Raw genomic sequence first — 17,892 nt, 5'->3', positions numbered from 1 at the left:
GCCTCATCCAGCAGCAGAACCGGCGCATCGCGCAGCAGAGCCCGCGCAATGGCAACACGCTGGCGCTGACCACCGGAGAGGGATGCACCGTTCTCGCCAACCACAGTGTCATACCCGTTGCTCATCTTGCTGACGAACTCGTCGGCATGAGCGATACGGGCGGCCTGCACGATCTGGTCGCGGCTGTATTTGTCTTCCGCCGCGTAGGCGATGTTGTTAGCCACCGAGTCATTGAACAGGTGAACATGCTGGGAGACCAGTGCGTACTGCTTGCGCAGCTCGCTCAACTTGTATTCGCGGATGTTGATGCCGTCCAGCAGGATCTCCCCCTGATCGATGTCGTAGAAGCGGGTCAACAGGCTGGCAATGGTACTCTTGCCAGAGCCGGAACGGCCCACCAGCGCCACCGATTTACCCGCCTCCACCTTGAAGCTGACGTTGTGCAGCGCCGGGGTGTCCTTGGTCGGGTAGGTGAAGGTGACGTTGCGAAACTCGATCTCGCCGCGGGCACGATCCAGAGTACGAGTGCCGGTATCCTGCTCCGGCTCGGTGTCGAGCAGGCCAAACAGGCTGTGGCAGGCGGTGATGGCGCGCTGGAACTGGTTGTTGACGTCGGTCAGGCTTTTCAGCGGCTTGAGCAGCATCATCATGGAGGTGACCATGACGGTAAACGTACCGGCGGTCAGCTCGCTGCGCACGCTGTCGATGGTCGCCACGTAAAGGAAAGCCGCCAGCGCGATGGAGGCCACCATCTGCACCACAGGGCTGCCGATGGCATCGGCGGCGACCATCTTCATGGTCTGCTGGCGCATGTTGTTGCTGACCTGGAAGAAGCGCTTCTCTTCTACCTTCTGGCCACCAAACATCAGCACCTCTTTGTGACCTTTGAGCATCTGCTCGGTGGAAGTGGTGATATCCCCTACTGCCTGCTGGATGTGACGGCTGATCTGGCGGAAACGACGGCTGATAAGGCCGATGATGACCCCCACCAGCGGACCCACCACCAGGAAGATCACCGACAGCTGCCAAGAGTGCCAGAACATCAGGCCGAGCAGACCGACCACGGTCGCCCCTTCACGCACCAGGGTCACTAGCGTGGTACTCGCCGCCGAGGAGACCTGACTGGCATCATAGGTCACCTTGGAGAGCAAATGACCGGTGTTCTGGCGATCGAAGAAACTCATCGGCATCGCCACCATGTGATTGAACACCTGCTGTTGCAGACGCATCACCACGTGGTTGCCGACCCAGGCCATGCAGTAGTTGGAGAGAAAGTTGGCCACCCCGCGCAGCGCTACTATACCCAGCACGAAGAATGGCATCCATTTGAGAACACTTGGATCGTTACCGTTGATCCCCTTGTCAATCAGCGGCTTGATGGAATAGACAAAGGTAGTATCGACGGCGGCGTAACCCAGCATGCCGATGATACCGCCGATCAGGCCCAGCTTGCGGTCACGGACATAACCGAGCAGGCGTTTGAAGACAGGCCAGCTATCTTGTGAGGTTTCGTGTTGCATGAATAGCCGTTGGTAATGGAAATGACGGGGTATTCTAGCCAAAGCGCAGGCTTACACCAAGCGCCGCCACCGATATAGCATCACGCCATGGCAGAAATGACGGATTATTGCTCAAACCACACTCGCGGTCGCCACCACTCCCCACTGCGCCGATACCAAGGGCCTGAATCTCGCTCGGCAGTGACGCTCAAGCCCGCTGCGGTGGGCTCGATCAGCAGCGCCCCTTGCTGGCCGGTGATCCACTGGCGGGCATCCCGATAGCGGGCCACCACATCGGGACGGGGAAAGCCCCACTGATTCATAAAACCGGCGCTGTGGATCACATCCTGCGCCGCTACCGCCGCGACAAACGGGGGCGTGGAGGAGGTGCGACTGCCGTGGTGCGGGCTCACCAGCAAGGTGCTGGCCAGCCCCGCGCCCTCGAGCGCCACCAGTCGCTGCTCGGCCTGCCGTTCGATATCGGCACTGAGCAGCACGCTGCGCTGCCCATCGCTGATACGCACCACGCAGCCATCGTTATTGCGCCCGCCACCGGGGCGCTCGGGCCAGAGCACTGCAAACGAGAGCCCCTGCCAACGCCACTGTTGCCCACGCTGGCACAGGGTGGTTCCCTCACTGAAGGGGTAAGAGGAGAGCTCTTGACGTACCGGCATGGCGCTGAGCAGTCGCTTGCGATTGCCAGCATGGTCCCGATCCTTGTGGCTGATGATGAGGCGATCGATGACCCGGATCCCCAGATGGCTTAGCTGGGGCAGGATCACCGAATCCGCCATGTTGTAGCCTCCGGGATAGCGATCACCGGTGTCATAAAGGATGGCGCGATCCCCCTTGCTGATCAGCACCGCCAGCCCCTGCCCCACATCCAGCACCCGCAGTTGCCAGCGGGCAGGCGTTGGCCAGATCGCCAGCAACAGCGCACACAGACCCGGTAGCCAGAGCCAGCGTGCCGGGCGCCACTGCGTGGCGAACCAGAGCAGCAACAACAGGGTGCAGAGCGGCAGCCACCAGCCGGGCAGTGGCCACCACAGTTGCAGTTGTTCGGAAAGCCAATTCAGGATGGTCAGCACCCACCCGAGCCCCAGATCCGCCAGCCAGAACAGACCATAGGCGAGCGAGGTGGATAGCGGCGCCAGCAGCACACCGATCAGGGCCAGCGGAATGATGGCGATACAAAAGAGCGGCACCGCCAGCAGGTTGATCACCATGGCAAGGGGCGCTATCCCCTCGAACAATGCCAGTTGCAGCGGCAGCAGACCGAGCAGCAGCCAGAGCTGGACCTGCCAGAGCCCCGGCTTGTCGTGGACATATCCCACCAGCAGCAAGATGGCCACCGCCAGAAACGAGAGCCAGAAGCCGGCGGAATAGAGTGCGAAGGGATCCCAGAGGGTCAGCACAACAAAGGCCCACAGCCAGATGCGCCAGGCCGGCCACTCTCGCCGGCTCCAGCGCAGCACACTCCACACCAGCACCATGATCAGGGCCCGCTCGGTGGCCACCGCAAACCCCGCCAACGCGCTGTAGACGGCGGCAAACAGCAGGGAGGTGATGATGGCGCCGCGCAGGCCAAACAACCTGCCCAACCACCACCCGAGCACCGCCACCAGCGCAATGTGCTGCCCTGAAATGGCGATGATATGGGTCAGACCACTGCCACGAAACAGCTCCCACTGGGCATCCGTAATGCCGCTCTGCTCGCCAAAAGTGAGCGCCGCCAGCAAGGGGGCATGATCAAATGGGCGCCAACTCTCGGTCGCCGCGCCCAACCAGCGTTCGCGCCAACCCGCAGGTGCCTGTTGAATGTCGATCACCCGGCGCAAATTGCCGGTGGCGGTGATCCCCTTACCCAGTAGCAGACGCCGCCCATCCAGCCCCGCCTCGTTAGCCAGACCGTGAGCCGGTTTCAACGAGGTCACCAGGGTGATCCGGCTACCCACAGTCATGGCGGGCAACGCCTGATAGGCATTGACCCGGATCAGGGGCTCAGGTGTCACCGGTTGCTCGTCGAGGGTGCTCACCCGCAGCAGCAGCCGGACAAATTTATCCCCCTCGGGCTCTGCACTTTGCAGCTGTGCGGTTATCATGTGGCTCGTCTGATCGCCCAACCGCTCCAGCCAGGCCAGCCGATAGGCAAGATTGGCCTGCATCCAGAGGATGCCGAGCAGGAGAAACAGCCACCGCCAGGCACGGCAATATGCAAGGGGGATCAGCAGGGACAGCAACAGGCCCCCCCATGCGAGTGAAGGTAACCATGGCCAGAGCAGTGAGGAGCTTGCCCCCAGGGCAAACGACAACAGACGCAGATCCATGGAGCAAGTATTTAGCAAGGTTTCAATATGCCCAAACGACTCATTAAACGCTGGATGCCCGATCAGCAAACCCTGAAAGAACACAAGCACTTGCGGCTGTTCGGCAAACTGCTGCTCGATGCCAACCTCTGGCACCTCAACCGGCGATCGGCCGCAGGGGCATTTGCGGTGGGCCTCTTCATGGCCTGGGTGCCGCTCCCCTGCCAGATGCTGCTGGCCGCCGGTGGCGCCATCCTGTGCCGGGTCAATCTGCCGCTCTCGGTGGCGCTGGTCTGGCTCTCCAACCCCTTTACCATGCCGCCCCTGCTCTATGGCGCCTATCTGGTGGGTTGTCAGCTGCTGGGACATTCGGCACAGCAGATAGAGATTGCCTTCACCTGGGAGTGGCTGGTCTCGGTACTGGGCACAGTGGCACCGCCGCTGTTGCTGGGCTCGCTGATCCTGGCTCTGCTCAGTTCCCTTATCGGTTACACCCTGATCCGCACCTTCTGGCGGATCAGCACGGTACGCCAGTGGCAAAAACGCAAGATGGCCCGCCTATGCTGAGTCGCTGGTTTGCCCGCTTCAAACTCGATCCCGACACCCTGCGCCAGCAGAAGTGGTTTGCCCTGTTTGGTGAGCGACTGCTCGCCCCTGCCCTCTGGCAAGGGGGCTCCCGCGCCCTGAGCGGCGCGGTAGCGGCCGGGATCTTCGCCTGCTGGTTCCCCATCCCGATGCACTCGCTCATCGCTGTCGGTCTGGCGCTGGCATTCAGCCTCAACCTGCCGCTGTCGCTGCTGGCGGTCTGGTTCAACAATCCGCTGACCCTGCCGTTCATGTATCTCTACGCCTATCGCACCGGTTGTCTGGTACTGCACCAGACGCAGGAGCCGTTCCACCTCAGCTGGACTCTTCACTGGCTGGAGCAGGAGGCGGCCACCCTGGTGCCTCCCTTCCTGCTCGGCAGCCTGCTGCTGGCGGTACTCACCGCCCTGAGCGGCGGCGTCCTGACCGCGCTGCTGCTGCAACTGCGCAAATGGTGGCAAGGCGCCCACCACCAGTGAGCTATCCATATCCTTGTTTGACGCTCAGCCGTTGGCGATCAAAAAAGCCCGTCACCTAGGTGACGGGCTTTTTCATGGCATAACGCCAAAGCATAAGGCGATGGGATTACAACACCTTGGCAATGGCCTCGCACAGGGGATCGATATTGGCGCGGGTGATACCGGCCACACTGATCCGGCCGGAGCCGACGATGTAGATGGCAAATTCGCTCTTGAGGCGCTCAACCTGATCCTTGGAGAGGCCGGAGAAGGAGAACATGCCGTTCTGCTCGCGGATAAAGCTGAAATCCTGGCTCACGCCGAGGGCCGCCAGCTTCTCTACCAGCAGTTCGCGCATCTCGCGAATACGCATCCGCATGGCAGCCACCTCTTCGACCCACTCGGCATAGAGAGCCGGATCGCTCACCACGGCGGTGACCACAGCGGCGCCGTGTGACGGCGGGTTGGAGTAGTTGGCACGAATGACGGTCTTGACCTGAGTGAAGGCCACATCGGCGATCTCTTTGGTTGCGCTGACCAGCGTGAAGGCACCGACCCGCTCGTTGTAGAGGCCGAAGTTCTTGGAGAAGGAGCTCGCCACCAGCAGTTCGTCATGGCACTCGGCGAAGATGCGCAGACCTTCAGCATCCTCTTCGATACCACGGGCAAAGCCCTGATAGGCGAAGTCAAACAGCGGCAACCAGCCGGCGGCAGCGCTCTGCTTGGCCAGGGCGCGCCACTGATCGCTAGTGGGGTCGATACCGGTCGGGTTGTGGCAGCAGCCGTGCAGCAGCACCAGATCGCCGGCCTGAACGTCAGCCAGAGAGGCCTGCATGGCGGCAAAATCGAGCCCCTTGGTGGCAGCATCGTAGTACTTGTACCACTTGACGGTCAGACCGGCGGCCTGGAACACGCTGACGTGGTTGGCCCAGGTGGGATCGGAGATCCAGATTGTCTTGGCCAGACCGTTGCGCACCACGAATTCGGCAGCGATACGCAGGGCACCGGTGCCGCCCGGCGCTTGGGCGGTCTTGGCGCGGCCACTGGCGACCAGCGCGGCGTTTTGCCCGAACAGCAATTGCTGCACGATGCGGCCATATTCGATATTACCTTCAATACCGAGGTAATTTTTGGTCTTCTCGTCGGTCAGCAGCTTCTGCTCGGCTTTCTTGACGCAGTGAAGAATGGGGGTGGCACCGGACTCGTCCTTGTAGATCCCTACGCCAAGATTGATCTTGTGGCTGCGAGAGTCAGCACGGAAGGCTTCGGTCAGGCCCAGGATCGGATCCGCTGGGGCGGCAACAACCTTTTCAAACATGGTATTCCCTGTATTCCGTTGAGTTCGTTGGGTGGCAAAGCGGCTTGATAAACAAAAGCGCTCATCTGGCGAGCGCTTCGTCAACTCTTTATATCATCGCGTTCAATGGGGGAAAACCGCTTTTTGGCTCGCTTTCAGGCCAATTTCAACCAACCGCATGCCACGCTGGTGCCAGTGCGCACACCTCAGCTGACAAGCCTCCATTCGATTCAACCAAACCGCTACAAACAGCTAACAACGACCTGGGGATCCGGCTCGGTTCCCACGGCTGAGCCTCAGTCAAAGGCTGGGCATACGCGCTGAGGATGGGGGCCAGATCACGGGGCAGCCACCAGCGGGCCGGACGACCCAAGCGCTGGGCCAGTGCCTGCAGCCGATCCACCCCGGCCGGGTCGAGGGCGGTGAGATGACTCCACAGCACATTGGGGGGCAAGGCGGCTACCACCTGCTGCAAGGCTAGAGGAGACGATGGGGGGGCCCACACCAGTAAGGTGCCTACATCAAGGGGCAAATCAGCAAAGGCGCCAACGCTGTCTGTGGTGATCACCCGCTCGATATTCCCCTCCCCCCACAGGATCTTGCCAAGACCCGCCAGGGTGCGCTCGGGCAGCGCCACCTCCCCCAGCGCCTGCAACCAGGGGGCTGCGTCGAGCAGGGTACCGCCGCTGAAAAAGAGGCTAAACGGCTGGGCGGCGCGCAAGCGCAACAGCTGATCAGCGCAGAGCCGGATGCCCTTGTCCTCAAAATCGATCTGCTCGTTGGGGGTGAAGCTCACCTCTGACTTGCGATAGAGCGCCGCCAGCACCCGCTCGTTGACCTGCTCCCCCAATTGCCAGCCCTGAGCATGCAACCACTCCTCGGGCTCTGGGGGGGCGGTAGCGATCTCGACCAGCATCAGCTCGCGGGTGAGATAGCGCCGTCCGGCCGGGGTGAGTTCATAGCTGTGGCTACCATGAGCGAGCAGCAGCTGGTTATCCTTGAGCAGGCCCACCAGCGGTTGCCACTGGCGGCCACGGATCACCACAGGTGAGTGGCTCAGCAACTGCTGTGCCAGTGCCCGCCATTCGGGGTGACTAAAGTCGATCAATTACAATCCATCCCTGTCAGTGCTCAATCGGATAAACAGCCTGAAAAGGTACCGTTACAGGCCGATGACGCCAAGCCTCCCGCGCCAATTACGTGACCTCGCTCCCTGCAATTTTTCCCAAACAGAAGAGCCCACCGTGGGGTGGGCTCTTCCTTGGATAACACTCGACGCTTATTCGACGTTGAGGCGCAACTCGGCATCGTGCCAACCCAGTGGCAACGTCAACAGCTGATCGATCAGCTCCCGGCGATCGGATTTATCCAGATAGGCAAGATAGAGCGGACGGCTCAGCAGCTGGCCTCCCTCCACCAGATGGAGCGCCCCTTTCTCGAGGAAGGGACTGACCATCCGCCGTGGCAGATAAGCAGCGCCACCATTGGCCAGCACGAACTGCAACGCCATGCTGGCGGAGCTGGAGTGCAGCACCGGGGTCTTTTGCAGGCTCTGCAAGCGGCTGGGTTGCGGCTCGAAACTGGTCCCCCAGTCGAGGTGAATGTGCGGCATCTGCATCAGGTTGTCGGCATTGACCGCCGGATCCCGGCTCACCAGCTCGAACACCAGCTCACCGATGGGATGCAGGGCGATCTCATCTATCTTGGTGGGCTCGGAGAGCAACGCCAGATCGAGGGAGCGCTCCAGTAACTGGCGGCAGAGGTGCTCGCGGGAGGCCGTTTCAAGGCGCACCGCCAAACCAGGCACCTGTGTGTAGATGCGATTGAGCCAGTCGTTGAAATCAAGTTCCCAGAACACCGCAGGCGCACCAATGGCCAGCTGCTGACTGAATCCCGGCGAGAGCGCCACATCCTGCTTGGCACGGCCGAGGGTGTGCAAAATGGCGTCTGCATAGGGCAGCAGACGCTCACCGGAGGCAGTCAGGCGGATATTGTTGCGATGACGGGCAAACAGACTGACACCCAGTTGCTGCTCTAGCTGGCGGATCCGGAAACTCACCGCCGACTGGGTCAGGTAGAGATTTTCAGCAGCCCGGCCAAAGTGCCGGGTCTTGCTGACCTCGATAAAGGTCCGAAGCAGCTCGGTATCCATTAATCGATGGACTCGTCACTGCCACCGCCGCTGCCACCACCGACATCAAAGCTGCCGCCACCGCTGCTCTCTTCACTGGCGCCACCAACGATGGTACAAAGACGATGAACGCGCTTGGGACCGATCACCTTGAGGTACTTGAACCACACCTTGGCATGGGGGTTGGCGCCGGCTGCGCCGGATTTGACCTGCTCGACGAAGGCGGACTCGACATCATCACGGGGCGTCTGGGTACCCTGATAGAGTGCCAGCATGGCGGTACCATATTTTTCCAGACTGTCCGCTTCGGCCACAGTGAATTCACCACTGCGACGCAGGCCACGGGGAAAATGTTTGAAGTCGTTAAAACGCTTGTCTGATTCGAAGCTCATAGTGCTCTTTTTTCTGGTTAGTTTGACCTTTGCGGGCAAGTATCATCAGGCCACCGCCGAGTGCAAAATCAATTTTCTCACTATATTGATAAACATTTTTTATCGAAGTCGCTTTACCCCATAGCAGACACAGATTCTGTGGCATAACACATAAAAACGTTGATAAATAATCAACTTATGTAAACATGCAACCAATTTGCACGTCACTTTTCAGAGCCCGCAGACAAAAAAAGGGCGCCACTAGGCGCCCATTGTCATATCAGGTGAACCAGCTGAACCCTTGGTTCCAACATGCTTACTCAATCATAGCCGGTTGGGCCAGGTTGTCGGCACGCCACAAACGGTAACGCACTTCATACTCCTGCGGCACGTAGATCACGAACGGCAGTTTTGAGTTGTAGTTGACGAAAAAGCCCTGGCCGTAGATCTGAACGAAGGTCTCTTTCTGCTGGTTATCCGGGCACATCATCAGGGTGCTGATGGGGTCAGAGATCTTGCCCAGTTTCAGGTAGTTGTAGCCCCAGCCCTTGACGCTGTGCTGTTCCAGGTTGCCTGCAAAACGAGGGACGTTGCAATCAACCATCATCTTTTTACCGACCTGCAGCTCGACCATCATGTCGGCTTCTTTCTCGACTTCAGGCAGGCGGATCACCACACGTTCCTGATTCACGTCAGCGGCTGGGAACATGCTGATATCAAATTTTTTCGGCTCGGCGGCGAAGGCATGCCCACCCAGCAACAAGGCGCCCAGCAGGCTAAAACGCAATACGGTTTTCATCTGTACCTCATGGGGTTGGTTCAACGCCGCTAGACTAACCGCTCTGCCGATTTCATGCCAGCGATCTACTACGTAAAAACTGCGTAAAATGATGCAGATCCGGCACACCATGACGTTATCTGACTATTTTCTGACAGGGCGCACACTCCCGTTGCGGGAGCCTGAAACAAAAAGCGAGGCCAATTGGCCTCGCGTTGCATTCCAATGGCGCCAGAGTGCTATTTGGACGCCTCTTGATGGGCCTTGATGACGGCCACCGCCTTGTCGGGGAAGTCACTGAACACCCCATCCACATCGGCCTGATAGAGGAAGATGTTAAGGAGAGCGGTGAAGTCCTTGGCATAGGCAGGGATCTGCCCCTCATCCTGACGGAAGGTATAAGGATGCACCTTGAGACCAGCCGCGTGGGCCTCTTTTACCATGCTGGTAAAGGTCGGTTTGCCCAAAGAACCCGGCTCCGGCACTATCATCGGCTTCCAGGGGCCGATCCCCTCGGCGTAGCTGGCGATCTCCTTCATGGCGCCCGGTTTGAACATCCAGTCATAGCTATAGGGGGTCGCCTTGCCCTTGGCGTCATAAACCATGGTCTCATTCCAGTCGGTCTCGGCCATCAGCTGCACCAGCTTCAGATCCATCCCCATGGCGGGCATCAGCTCGCTGTTGATGCGCTTGAGCTCATTGGTGTCGAAACTCTGCAGATAGACTTTGTCATCCTTGCTGGTGTAGCCGTACTTCTTCAATACCTTCAGCACCGCCTTGGAGATATCTTTACCTTCGTGGCGGAACAGCCAGGGGGCTTTTATCTCCGGATAGATACCAATGTTTTTGCCGGTGCTCTTGTTGAGCCCCAGGATCATCTCGATCTCCTCCTGGAAGGTGTGGATCTTGAAGTCTGACTTCCAGAGCGGGAAGCGGACCGGATAGACCGGTACCTGCTTGCCGTCCACCAGCTGAAACGGCTCGGTCATGCGCAGAGAGCGCACCTCGTCCAGGGTGAAATCCACCACATAATAACGGCCGTCAGAACGGGAACGACCGGGGAAGCGCGCCGCCACATCGGTGATGCCATCGAGGAAGTGATCATGCATCACCACCAGCTGCTCATCCTTGGTCATCACCAGATCCTGTTCCAGATAGTCGGCCCCCATGCCATAGGCCAGTGCCTTGGACTCCAGGGTATGCTCGGGCAGGTAGCCGGAAGCGCCGCGGTGGGCAATCACCACCTTGCCTTCATCGGCAGCCAATGCGGGTAATGAGAGGGATGCCTCAAGGCTCAAGGCGATGAGGGAAACGGCGAGTTTTTTCATATGTGATGCTCTTTATTATTGTGTGTAGGTAATTGTTCTATCAGAGGTTTGTTGCAGTTATAGAAAGGGCGACGCAAGGCCGCCCTTCTGAGAATTCAGCTTGCTTTGCGCAGGCCATGGTGATGGTGTGCCAGCCACTCACCCAGTTGCTCTCGATCGGGATCGGACAGGCGCAACCCCAGCTTGCTGCGGCGCCAGAGGATATCGTTCAGAGTGCAGGCCCACTCCCGCTCGATAAGATAGCGCACCTCAGATTCGTATAGTCCGGCTCCAAAGTGCTGGCCACGGGACTCCTTGAGCCAGAGCCGGGCATGGGCGCCATAGGCTTCGGCGATACGCAGGGCGCTGCGATCATCGAGCCAGTCAAACTCCAGCGCAAAGGCCCGCGCCAGCTCGCGGACCGAGCAGTCAAACTCACCACCGGGCAGCCGGCTGCTGGCAGTCCAGTCATCCCCCATCTGGCTGAACCAGGGTTTGAGCTTGTTGCAGGCAGCCTGCGCCAACTTGCGATAGGTGGTGAGCTTGCCGCCAAATACCGAGAGCAGCGGCGCGCCGTCCGATTCGCCAGAGAGTTCGAGGGTGTAGTCGCGGGTCACCGCCTGCGGCGAGTCTGACTCGTCGTCACAGAGCGGGCGCACCCCTGCATAGGTCCAGATCACATCTTGCGGGGCGATCTGGCGAGTAAAGTGGGCGTTGACCACCTTGCACAGGTAGTTGATCTCGGCGTCGCTGATCTTCGCCTCGCGCGGACTGCCGTGGTGCTCCACATCGGTGGTGCCGATGAGGGAGTAGTCCTGCTGATAAGGGATGACGAAGACGATGCGGTTGTCTTCGTTTTGCAGGATATAGGCCTCTTCGCGCTCATGGATGCGCGGCACTATCATGTGGCTGCCTTTAATAAGGCGAATGCCGCGGGGGGATTTCTCGTGCAGGCTCTCATCATAGAAGGTCTTGACCCAGGGGCCGGCCGCATTGACCAGACCGCGGCAAGTGACATTGAACTGTTCGCCCCCTTCCCGCTCCAGAGTCAAGGTCCAGTGCTTTGAGCCACGCTCCGCCTTGACGCAGCGGGTGCGTGTCTGCACGTCGGCACCCTTGTCGCGCGCCATCATGGCATTGAGCACCACCAGCCGGGCATCGTCGACCCAGGCGTCCGAATACTCGAAACCCTTGTTGATACCGGAGATGAGGCCATCTTGCGGCAGGAAGCGCACGCCACAGCTGCCCTTGAGCTTGTCGCGCTTGGCCAGATTGTCATAAAGGAAGAGGCCGGCGCGGATCATCCAGGCCGGACGCAGATGCGGGCGGTGCGGCAGACGAAAACGCATCGGCCGAGCGATATGGGGCGCCATGCCGAGCAGCACCTCCCGCTCCGCCAGCGCCTCTTTCACCAGCCGGAATTCGTAATGTTCGAGATAGCGCAGACCACCGTGGATCAGCTTGCTGGAGTTGGAAGAGGTGGCTGAGGCGAGATCTTGCGCCTCGAACAGGGCCACTTTCAAACCCCGTCCTGCCGCATCAGCTGCAATGCCTACCCCGTTGATGCCGCCACCAACGACGACCAGATCATAATGTTCGCTCATGTTCACCTACTTTCATTTTTATGATTGCCATGACATAAATGTTTTATTTCGCTCATTTTAGAACGTAAAAACACAACAAACGAACATTTCATGGCGAAAGTGTGATCGCCACAGCCCGCCAGAAGTGGCAAAGGGAAGAGGTCAGCTGAGCAAATGGCGTCGGGCCAACATCGGCGGGTTAATAGCCAAAAAACCAGATTGAATAGTCGTTTTGACAATACCTATAAAGGGGTGGGGTGAGATGAGTGCGGGACTGGGGGAGAGAAAGATAAAGGAGGCCGCCCTGACGGGCGACCGGCACTGCCTTGGCGTGTTTCGCCGTCAGCCGATGTGGCAGGCGATCTGGTGTTGCGCCATCAATCGCGTCAGCTTTTCCGGTGGCTCCTGATCGGTAAAGAGAGCGTGGATCTGGCTGAGATTGCCCAGATTGACCATGGCGTTGCGGCCGAACTTGGTGTGGTCGGCGGCCAGGAACACCTGACGGGAGTGGGCGATGATGGCCTGGGCAATCTTCACCTCGTGATAGTCGAAATCGAGCAGGGAGCCGTCGTTGTCGATCCCCGAAATGCCGATGACGCCATAGTCCATGCGAAACTGACCAATGAAGTCGCGGGTCGCCTCCCCCACGATGCCGCCATCGCGGTTGCGGATCTCGCCACCGGCAATGATGACGGTGAAGTCATCCTTGGCCGTCAAAATGCTGGCCACGTTGAGGTTGTTGGTGACGATACGCAGCTCACGGTGATCGAGCAGGGCGCGGGCGATCGCCTCGGTGGTGGTACCTATGTCGATAAAGAGCGATGAACCGTCGGGAATATTGGCCGCGACCTCGCGGGCGATGCGCTCTTTCTCCTTGAGTTGCATCACTTTACGGGCACTGTAGGCGGTATTGACGGTACTCGAATGCAGGGAGGCACCGCCATGATGGCGCCGGATCTTGTTCTGTTCGGCGAGATCGTTCAGATCCCGGCGAATGGTCTGGGGGCTGACGTCAAAGTGGGTCACCAGATCGTCGGTCGAGACAAATCCCTGCCGCGTCAGGACGTCCAGGATCTCCAGATGTCGTTGGGTTTGCTTCACGCTTGCACTCCGATGATGAGACGAAAAAAGGCCCCGGCAGGTGCGGGGCCTTTTGGCAGTTTACCCGATCCCCTTGGGGATCAATAAGCTGAGGATCACGTTTTATGCCTTATGAGCCTCGGCTCTGGCTGCCACGGCAAGGTTCTCGTGCTTAAGAGTCATCGCCAGCAGGATGATGGAGAGCACGCAGGAGACGGTCAGTACCATGAAGCCGCCGTCCCAGCCGAAGTGGTCAACGGTGTAGCCCAGCATGGCGTTGGCTGCCACGGCGCCGCCCAGATAACCGAACAGACCGGTGAAGCCTGCCGCAGTACCGGCTGCTTTCTTCGGCGCCAGCTCAAGAGCATAGAGGCCGATCAGCATAACAGGGCCGTAGATCAGGAAGCCGATGGCCACCAGCGCCATCATGTCGATGGTCGGGTTACCGGCCGGGTTGAACCAGTAAACCAGCACTGCCAGGGTCACCAGCACCATGAACAGGATACCGGCCGGTGCACGGCGGCCCTGGAACATCTTGTCAGAGATCCAGCCACACAGCAGGGTGCCCGGAATACCGGCCCACTCGTAGAGGAAATAGGCCCAGGAGGAGTTGTCGACGGTGAAGTGCTTGGCCTCTTTCAGATAGGTTGGCGCCCAGTCCAGCACACCGTAACGAATGAGGTAAACGAAGGCGTTGGCGATCGCGATGTACCACAGCAGTTTGTTGTGCAGCACGTACTTGACGAAGATCTCCTTGGCGGAAAACTCCTGCTCGTGGCTCTCGTTGTAATCCTTCGGATAGTCGTTCTTGTACTCCTCGATAGGAGGCAAACCGACCGATTGCGGGGTATCACGCATCACGAAGAAGGCGATCACCGCGATGGCGGCCGCCGCTGCCGCAGGCACATAGAAGGCGCTGCGCCAGTCGTTGAACCAGCCCATCCCGAGGATAAACAGCGGGCCAATCATGCCGCCACCCACGTTGTGCGCCACGTTCCAGACCGCAACCACTTCGCCACGCTCTTTCTGTGACCACCAGTGCACCATGGTGCGACCGCAGGGCGGCCAGCCCATGCCCTGTGCCCAGCCGTTCAGGAACAACAGCACGAACATGATGGCGATGCTGGAAGTAGCCCAGTGCATGGTACCCATCATAAACATGAGACCGGCCGAGAGAAGCAGACCGGCAGAGAGGAAGTAGCGGGCGTTGGAGCGGTCAGAGACGTTTCCCATCAGGAACTTCGAGAGACCATAGGCAATAGACACCCCGGAGAGCGCGAAACCGAGATCACCACGGGAGAAGCCCTGCTCGATCAGATAGGGCATCGCCAGACTGAAGTTTTTCCGCACCAGATAGTAGCCGGCGTAACCGAAGAAGATCCCGAAGAACACCTGCCAACGCATACGTTTGTAGAAGGGGTCGACTTTGTCGGCCGTGAGCCTGTCGATGTGCGCCGCAGGCCTGAAGAGACTAAGCATGTTCTGCTTCCTTATTGTTGTTATGGGCGGTTGAGGATGCCCTGACCATCTCCACGAACCATGCGAGTCTCATGATTCGAAAGCGAGCTCATTGTGATCACATGCACTCATTTAATCTGTGATGCATGCTCAAATATTGCAGTTTTATTACAAATAAAAGCCCCCAATAAGCGGTTACCCAACAAGCGCCAGCCCGTGTGGAATAAGGATTTTGATGTACCACTTAAGTAGTACAAGGCAAGCATCAGCTTGCTTTACGTCACATTTCGTTAGCAATGTGTGGGATCTTGTCCACATTTCCCATGGCAGGGGGATGGTGAAATCTATGGGAAGGTTTATTTTCTCTCTCACCTGGGAACGAGCGAAAACGAGCATAACGTTTGCGCAAGAAGAATAAAGAAGCAGGAAACGTTTTCGGTTGCAATGGATCGCCACAATAAAGATAAAACGGAACATCAAACCTCTACGGGTGGATACCTAAGGAATACTTATGAGCATACAAAGACCCAATACCCTGCTTGGCGAGTGCATTGCCGAGTTTATCGGAACCGGCCTGCTGATCTTCTTCGGCGTCGGATGTGTGGCCGCACTTGTGTTGGCTGGCGCCAACTTCGGGCAGTGGGAAATCTCCATTACCTGGGGTCTGGGCGTGGCCATCGCTATCTATGTGACCGGCGGCATTTCAGGTGCCCACCTCAACCCGGCCGTGACCCTGGCGCTGATGACCTTCGCCGGTTTCGACAAGCGCAAGGTGGTGCCCTACATCATCGCCCAGATAGCTGGTGCCTTCTGCTTCGCGGCCCTTGTCTACTTCCTTTATGGTAACCTTTTCACCCAGTGGGAAGTGACCCATAACGTGGTGCGCGGCAGCGTCGAGAGCCTCGGCACCGCCGGGATCTTCTCCACCTACCCCAATGCCCTGCTGACCAATATGCAAGCTTTTGCCGTCGAGCTGGTGATCACCGCCGTCCTGATGCTGGGCATCATGGCGCTGGGTGACAACAACAACGGCGCCCCCAAAGGATTCGCGGCCGCCCTGCTGATCGGTATCCTGATCGCGGTGATCGGTGCCTCCCTCGGCCCGTTAACCGGTTTTGCCATGAACCCGGCTCGTGATTTTGGCCCCAAACTGTTCGCGTTCTTTGCTGGCTGGGGCGATGTGGCCCTGACCGGTGGCCGTGACAACCCCTACTTCTGGGTCCCTATCCTTGGACCTATTGTCGGTGCCCAGATTGGTACCGCTCTGTATGTCAAAGTGCTGGCTCCCTGCGTCCCGGGCAACCGTGTCGTCACCACCGAGCAAGCGACCCAAACCGCCAAAGAAGAGGCTGCCGCATAAGAGCGGCCCCCTCCAACGTATAAAAACGTGGAAAATAGAAACGTGGAGAACATCATGTCTGCTGAAAAGAAATATGTCGTCGCTCTGGACCAGGGAACCACCTCTTCCCGCGCCATCGTGTTTGATCAGGATGCCAACATTATCGGTACCTCCCAGCGCGAATTTACCCAGCACTACCCGAAAGCGGGCTGGGTAGAGCACGACCCGATGGAGATCTGGGCAACCCAATCCTCCGTCTTTACCGAAGTGCTGGCCAAGACCGGCCTGCGCAGCGAAGAGATCGCCGCCATCGGTATCACCAACCAGCGTGAAACCACCGTTGTCTGGGAAAAGGCCACCGGCAAGCCCATCTACAACGCCATCGTCTGGCAGTGCCGCCGTACCGCCGCCATCTGCGAAGAGCTCAAAGCTCGCGGTCTGGAAGAGTACGTGCGCGAGAACACCGGTCTGGTGCTGGATGCCTACTTCTCCGGTACCAAGGTGAAGTGGATCCTCGACAACGTGGAAGGTGCCCGCGAGAAAGCGATGAACGGCGAGCTGCTGTTCGGCACCATCGACACCTGGCTGGTCTGGAAGATGACCAATGGCGAAGTGCACGTCACCGACCCGACCAACGCCTCCCGTACCATGCTCTACAACATCCGCGACCTGAAGTGGGATCAGCGCATGCTGGACGAGCTGGGCATCCCCATGTCCATGCTGCCACAAGTGAAACCCTCTTCCGAAGTTTACGGCTACACCACCCGTGGTGGCGGCTCCCGTATCCCCATCGCCGGTATCGCTGGTGACCAGCAATCTGCCCTGTTCGGCCAGCTCTGCTTTGAAAAAGGAATGGCCAAAAACACCTACGGCACCGGCTGCTTCATGCTGATGAACACCGGCACCGAGCCGGTTCGCTCCAGCAACGGCCTGCTGACTACCGTTGCCATCGGCCCGAAAGGGGAAGTGAACTACGCGCTGGAAGGTGCAGTGTTCATGGGCGGCGCCACCATCCAGTGGCTACGTGACGAGCTAAAGATCATCCACGATGCCCGCGATACCGACTACTTTGCCTCCAAGGTGGGCGATACCAACGGCGTCTATCTGGTACCGGCCTTCGTCGGTCTGGGCGCGCCCTACTGGGATCCGTATGCTCGCGGCACCATGGTCGGCCTGACCCGTGGCGCCAACCGCAACCACATCATTCGTGCCGCGCTGGAATCCATCGCCTATCAGAGCCGCGATGTACTGGATGCGATGCAGCAGGACTCCGGCATCAAGCTGGCAGCGCTGAAAGTAGACGGTGGCGCCGTAGCCAACGACTTCCTGATGCAGTTCCAGGCTGACATGATGCACACCCCGGTGGTGCGTCCGACTCGCATCGAGACCACCGCCATGGGCGCCGCCTTCCTGGCGGGTCTGGCAGTCGGCTTCTGGAAGAGCTCGGGCGAGCTGGAAGACAAGTTCAGCGTGGACCGCGAGTTCATCCCGCAGATGGACAGAGACGATCGCGCCAAGCGCTACAGCGGTTGGAAGAAAGCGGTCGAACGTTCACGCCGCTGGGCTGAAGAGGAGTGATCGGATAACCGACCTCCGTTGACCCGAAAAACAAGAGAGGCCGACACACATGCCGGCCTCTCATTTTACCTCTGCATACCCTACCCATCCCCCATCCACATTCATGCCAGCATTCAGAATAG

15 protein-coding genes are annotated in these 17,892 nt (G+C 59.1%); 4 read left to right on the top strand and 11 right to left on the bottom strand.

Translation table 11 applies throughout. The annotated features are described in order from the left end of the window. A partial coding sequence (msbA, locus tag ACRAUW_RS11535) for a lipid A export permease/ATP-binding protein MsbA (RefSeq protein WP_431362397.1) occupies positions 1–1,520 on the bottom strand: 1,520 nt, incomplete at its 3' end. 104 nt (positions 1,521–1,624) lie between these two features. Continuing rightward, positions 1,625–3,826, bottom strand: coding sequence for a DNA internalization-related competence protein ComEC/Rec2 (locus ACRAUW_RS11530; RefSeq protein ID WP_431362396.1), 2,202 nt, complete (start codon positions 3,824–3,826; stop codon positions 1,625–1,627). A 27-nt stretch (positions 3,827–3,853) separates the two neighbouring features. Between ACRAUW_RS11530 and ACRAUW_RS11525 the strand changes: the two genes are divergently transcribed. After that, positions 3,854–4,372, top strand: a complete 519-nt coding sequence (locus ACRAUW_RS11525) for a DUF2062 domain-containing protein (RefSeq protein WP_431362395.1) — start codon at positions 3,854–3,856, stop codon at positions 4,370–4,372. After that, positions 4,366–4,869, top strand: coding sequence for a DUF2062 domain-containing protein (locus ACRAUW_RS11520; RefSeq protein WP_431362394.1), 504 nt, complete (start codon positions 4,366–4,368; stop codon positions 4,867–4,869). Before ACRAUW_RS11525 ends, ACRAUW_RS11520 begins: the two co-directional genes overlap by 7 nt. Before the next feature lie 106 nt (positions 4,870–4,975). Here ACRAUW_RS11520 and ACRAUW_RS11515 read toward each other — a convergent pair whose 3' ends face one another. The 9 genes from ACRAUW_RS11515 to glpT all read right to left on the bottom strand — a co-directional run bounded on the left by ACRAUW_RS11515 (position 4,976) and on the right by glpT (position 14,874). After that, positions 4,976–6,166 (bottom strand): amino acid aminotransferase, encoded by a 1,191-nt coding sequence (locus ACRAUW_RS11515; RefSeq protein ID WP_431362393.1) that lies wholly within the window; start codon positions 6,164–6,166, stop codon positions 4,976–4,978. A gap of 145 nt (positions 6,167–6,311) precedes the next feature. Further along, positions 6,312–7,253, bottom strand: a complete 942-nt coding sequence (locus tag ACRAUW_RS11510; RefSeq protein ID WP_431362392.1) for a hypothetical protein — start codon at positions 7,251–7,253, stop codon at positions 6,312–6,314. A gap of 171 nt (positions 7,254–7,424) precedes the next feature. After that, positions 7,425–8,297, bottom strand: a complete 873-nt coding sequence (gene hdfR, locus ACRAUW_RS11505; protein WP_431362391.1) for an HTH-type transcriptional regulator HdfR — start codon at positions 8,295–8,297, stop codon at positions 7,425–7,427. Then, the gene (gene maoP, locus ACRAUW_RS11500) at positions 8,297–8,668 is read right to left on the bottom strand and encodes a DUF413 domain-containing protein (protein ID WP_431362390.1); all 372 of its coding nucleotides are present in this window, start codon (positions 8,666–8,668) and stop codon (positions 8,297–8,299) included. The genes hdfR and maoP overlap by 1 nt, the downstream gene beginning before the upstream one ends. A gap of 295 nt (positions 8,669–8,963) precedes the next feature. Further along, positions 8,964–9,446 carry a serine protease inhibitor ecotin gene (eco, locus tag ACRAUW_RS11495; protein ID WP_431362389.1) on the bottom strand — a complete coding sequence of 161 codons (483 nt, stop codon included), beginning with the start codon at positions 9,444–9,446 and terminating at the stop codon, positions 8,964–8,966. Between the two features lie 218 nt (positions 9,447–9,664). Continuing rightward, positions 9,665–10,753 carry a glycerophosphodiester phosphodiesterase gene (gene glpQ / locus ACRAUW_RS11490; RefSeq protein WP_431362388.1) on the bottom strand — a complete coding sequence of 363 codons (1,089 nt, stop codon included), beginning with the start codon at positions 10,751–10,753 and terminating at the stop codon, positions 9,665–9,667. Between the two features lie 95 nt (positions 10,754–10,848). After that, complete coding sequence (glpD, locus tag ACRAUW_RS11485; RefSeq protein WP_431362387.1) at positions 10,849–12,336, bottom strand: glycerol-3-phosphate dehydrogenase; 1,488 nt, start codon at positions 12,334–12,336, stop codon at positions 10,849–10,851. Positions 12,337–12,657: 321 nt separating this feature from the next. After that, positions 12,658–13,416: a DeoR/GlpR family transcriptional regulator gene (locus ACRAUW_RS11480; protein ID WP_431362386.1), complete on the bottom strand. Its 759-nt coding sequence runs from the start codon at positions 13,414–13,416 to the stop codon at positions 12,658–12,660. 102 nt (positions 13,417–13,518) lie between these two features. After that, positions 13,519–14,874 carry a glycerol-3-phosphate transporter gene (glpT, locus tag ACRAUW_RS11475; RefSeq protein WP_431362385.1) on the bottom strand — a complete coding sequence of 452 codons (1,356 nt, stop codon included), beginning with the start codon at positions 14,872–14,874 and terminating at the stop codon, positions 13,519–13,521. A gap of 490 nt (positions 14,875–15,364) precedes the next feature. Here glpT and ACRAUW_RS11470 point away from each other — a divergent pair, with 490 nt between their 5' ends. Beyond that, positions 15,365–16,213 carry an MIP/aquaporin family protein gene (locus ACRAUW_RS11470; RefSeq protein WP_431362384.1) on the top strand — a complete coding sequence of 283 codons (849 nt, stop codon included), beginning with the start codon at positions 15,365–15,367 and terminating at the stop codon, positions 16,211–16,213. A 54-nt stretch (positions 16,214–16,267) separates the two neighbouring features. Beyond that, positions 16,268–17,770, top strand: coding sequence for a glycerol kinase GlpK (gene glpK, locus ACRAUW_RS11465; RefSeq protein WP_431362383.1), 1,503 nt, complete (start codon positions 16,268–16,270; stop codon positions 17,768–17,770). Positions 17,771–17,892 lie beyond the last annotated feature (122 nt).

The organism is Aeromonas sp., from assembly GCF_050633025.1.
GTDB lineage: Bacteria > Pseudomonadota > Gammaproteobacteria > Enterobacterales > Aeromonadaceae > Aeromonas.
This window is presented reverse-complemented; position numbering and strand designations above follow the sequence as displayed.

Coding starts and splice junctions, on each gene's coding strand:
- ACRAUW_RS11530 (WP_431362396.1), bottom strand. CDS start 3,826: ATGGATCTGCGTCTGTTGTCGTTTGCCCTGGGGGCAAGCTCCTCACTG.
- ACRAUW_RS11525 (WP_431362395.1), top strand. CDS start 3,854: ATGCCCAAACGACTCATTAAACGCTGGATGCCCGATCAGCAAACCCTG.
- ACRAUW_RS11520 (WP_431362394.1), top strand. CDS start 4,366: ATGCTGAGTCGCTGGTTTGCCCGCTTCAAACTCGATCCCGACACCCTG.
- ACRAUW_RS11515 (WP_431362393.1), bottom strand. CDS start 6,166: ATGTTTGAAAAGGTTGTTGCCGCCCCAGCGGATCCGATCCTGGGCCTG.
- hdfR (WP_431362391.1), bottom strand. CDS start 8,297: ATGGATACCGAGCTGCTTCGGACCTTTATCGAGGTCAGCAAGACCCGG.
- maoP (WP_431362390.1), bottom strand. CDS start 8,668: ATGAGCTTCGAATCAGACAAGCGTTTTAACGACTTCAAACATTTTCCC.
- eco (WP_431362389.1), bottom strand. CDS start 9,446: ATGAAAACCGTATTGCGTTTTAGCCTGCTGGGCGCCTTGTTGCTGGGT.
- glpQ (WP_431362388.1), bottom strand. CDS start 10,753: ATGAAAAAACTCGCCGTTTCCCTCATCGCCTTGAGCCTTGAGGCATCC.
- glpD (WP_431362387.1), bottom strand. CDS start 12,336: ATGAGCGAACATTATGATCTGGTCGTCGTTGGTGGCGGCATCAACGGG.
- glpT (WP_431362385.1), bottom strand. CDS start 14,874: ATGCTTAGTCTCTTCAGGCCTGCGGCGCACATCGACAGGCTCACGGCC.
- ACRAUW_RS11470 (WP_431362384.1), top strand. CDS start 15,365: ATGAGCATACAAAGACCCAATACCCTGCTTGGCGAGTGCATTGCCGAG.
- glpK (WP_431362383.1), top strand. CDS start 16,268: ATGTCTGCTGAAAAGAAATATGTCGTCGCTCTGGACCAGGGAACCACC.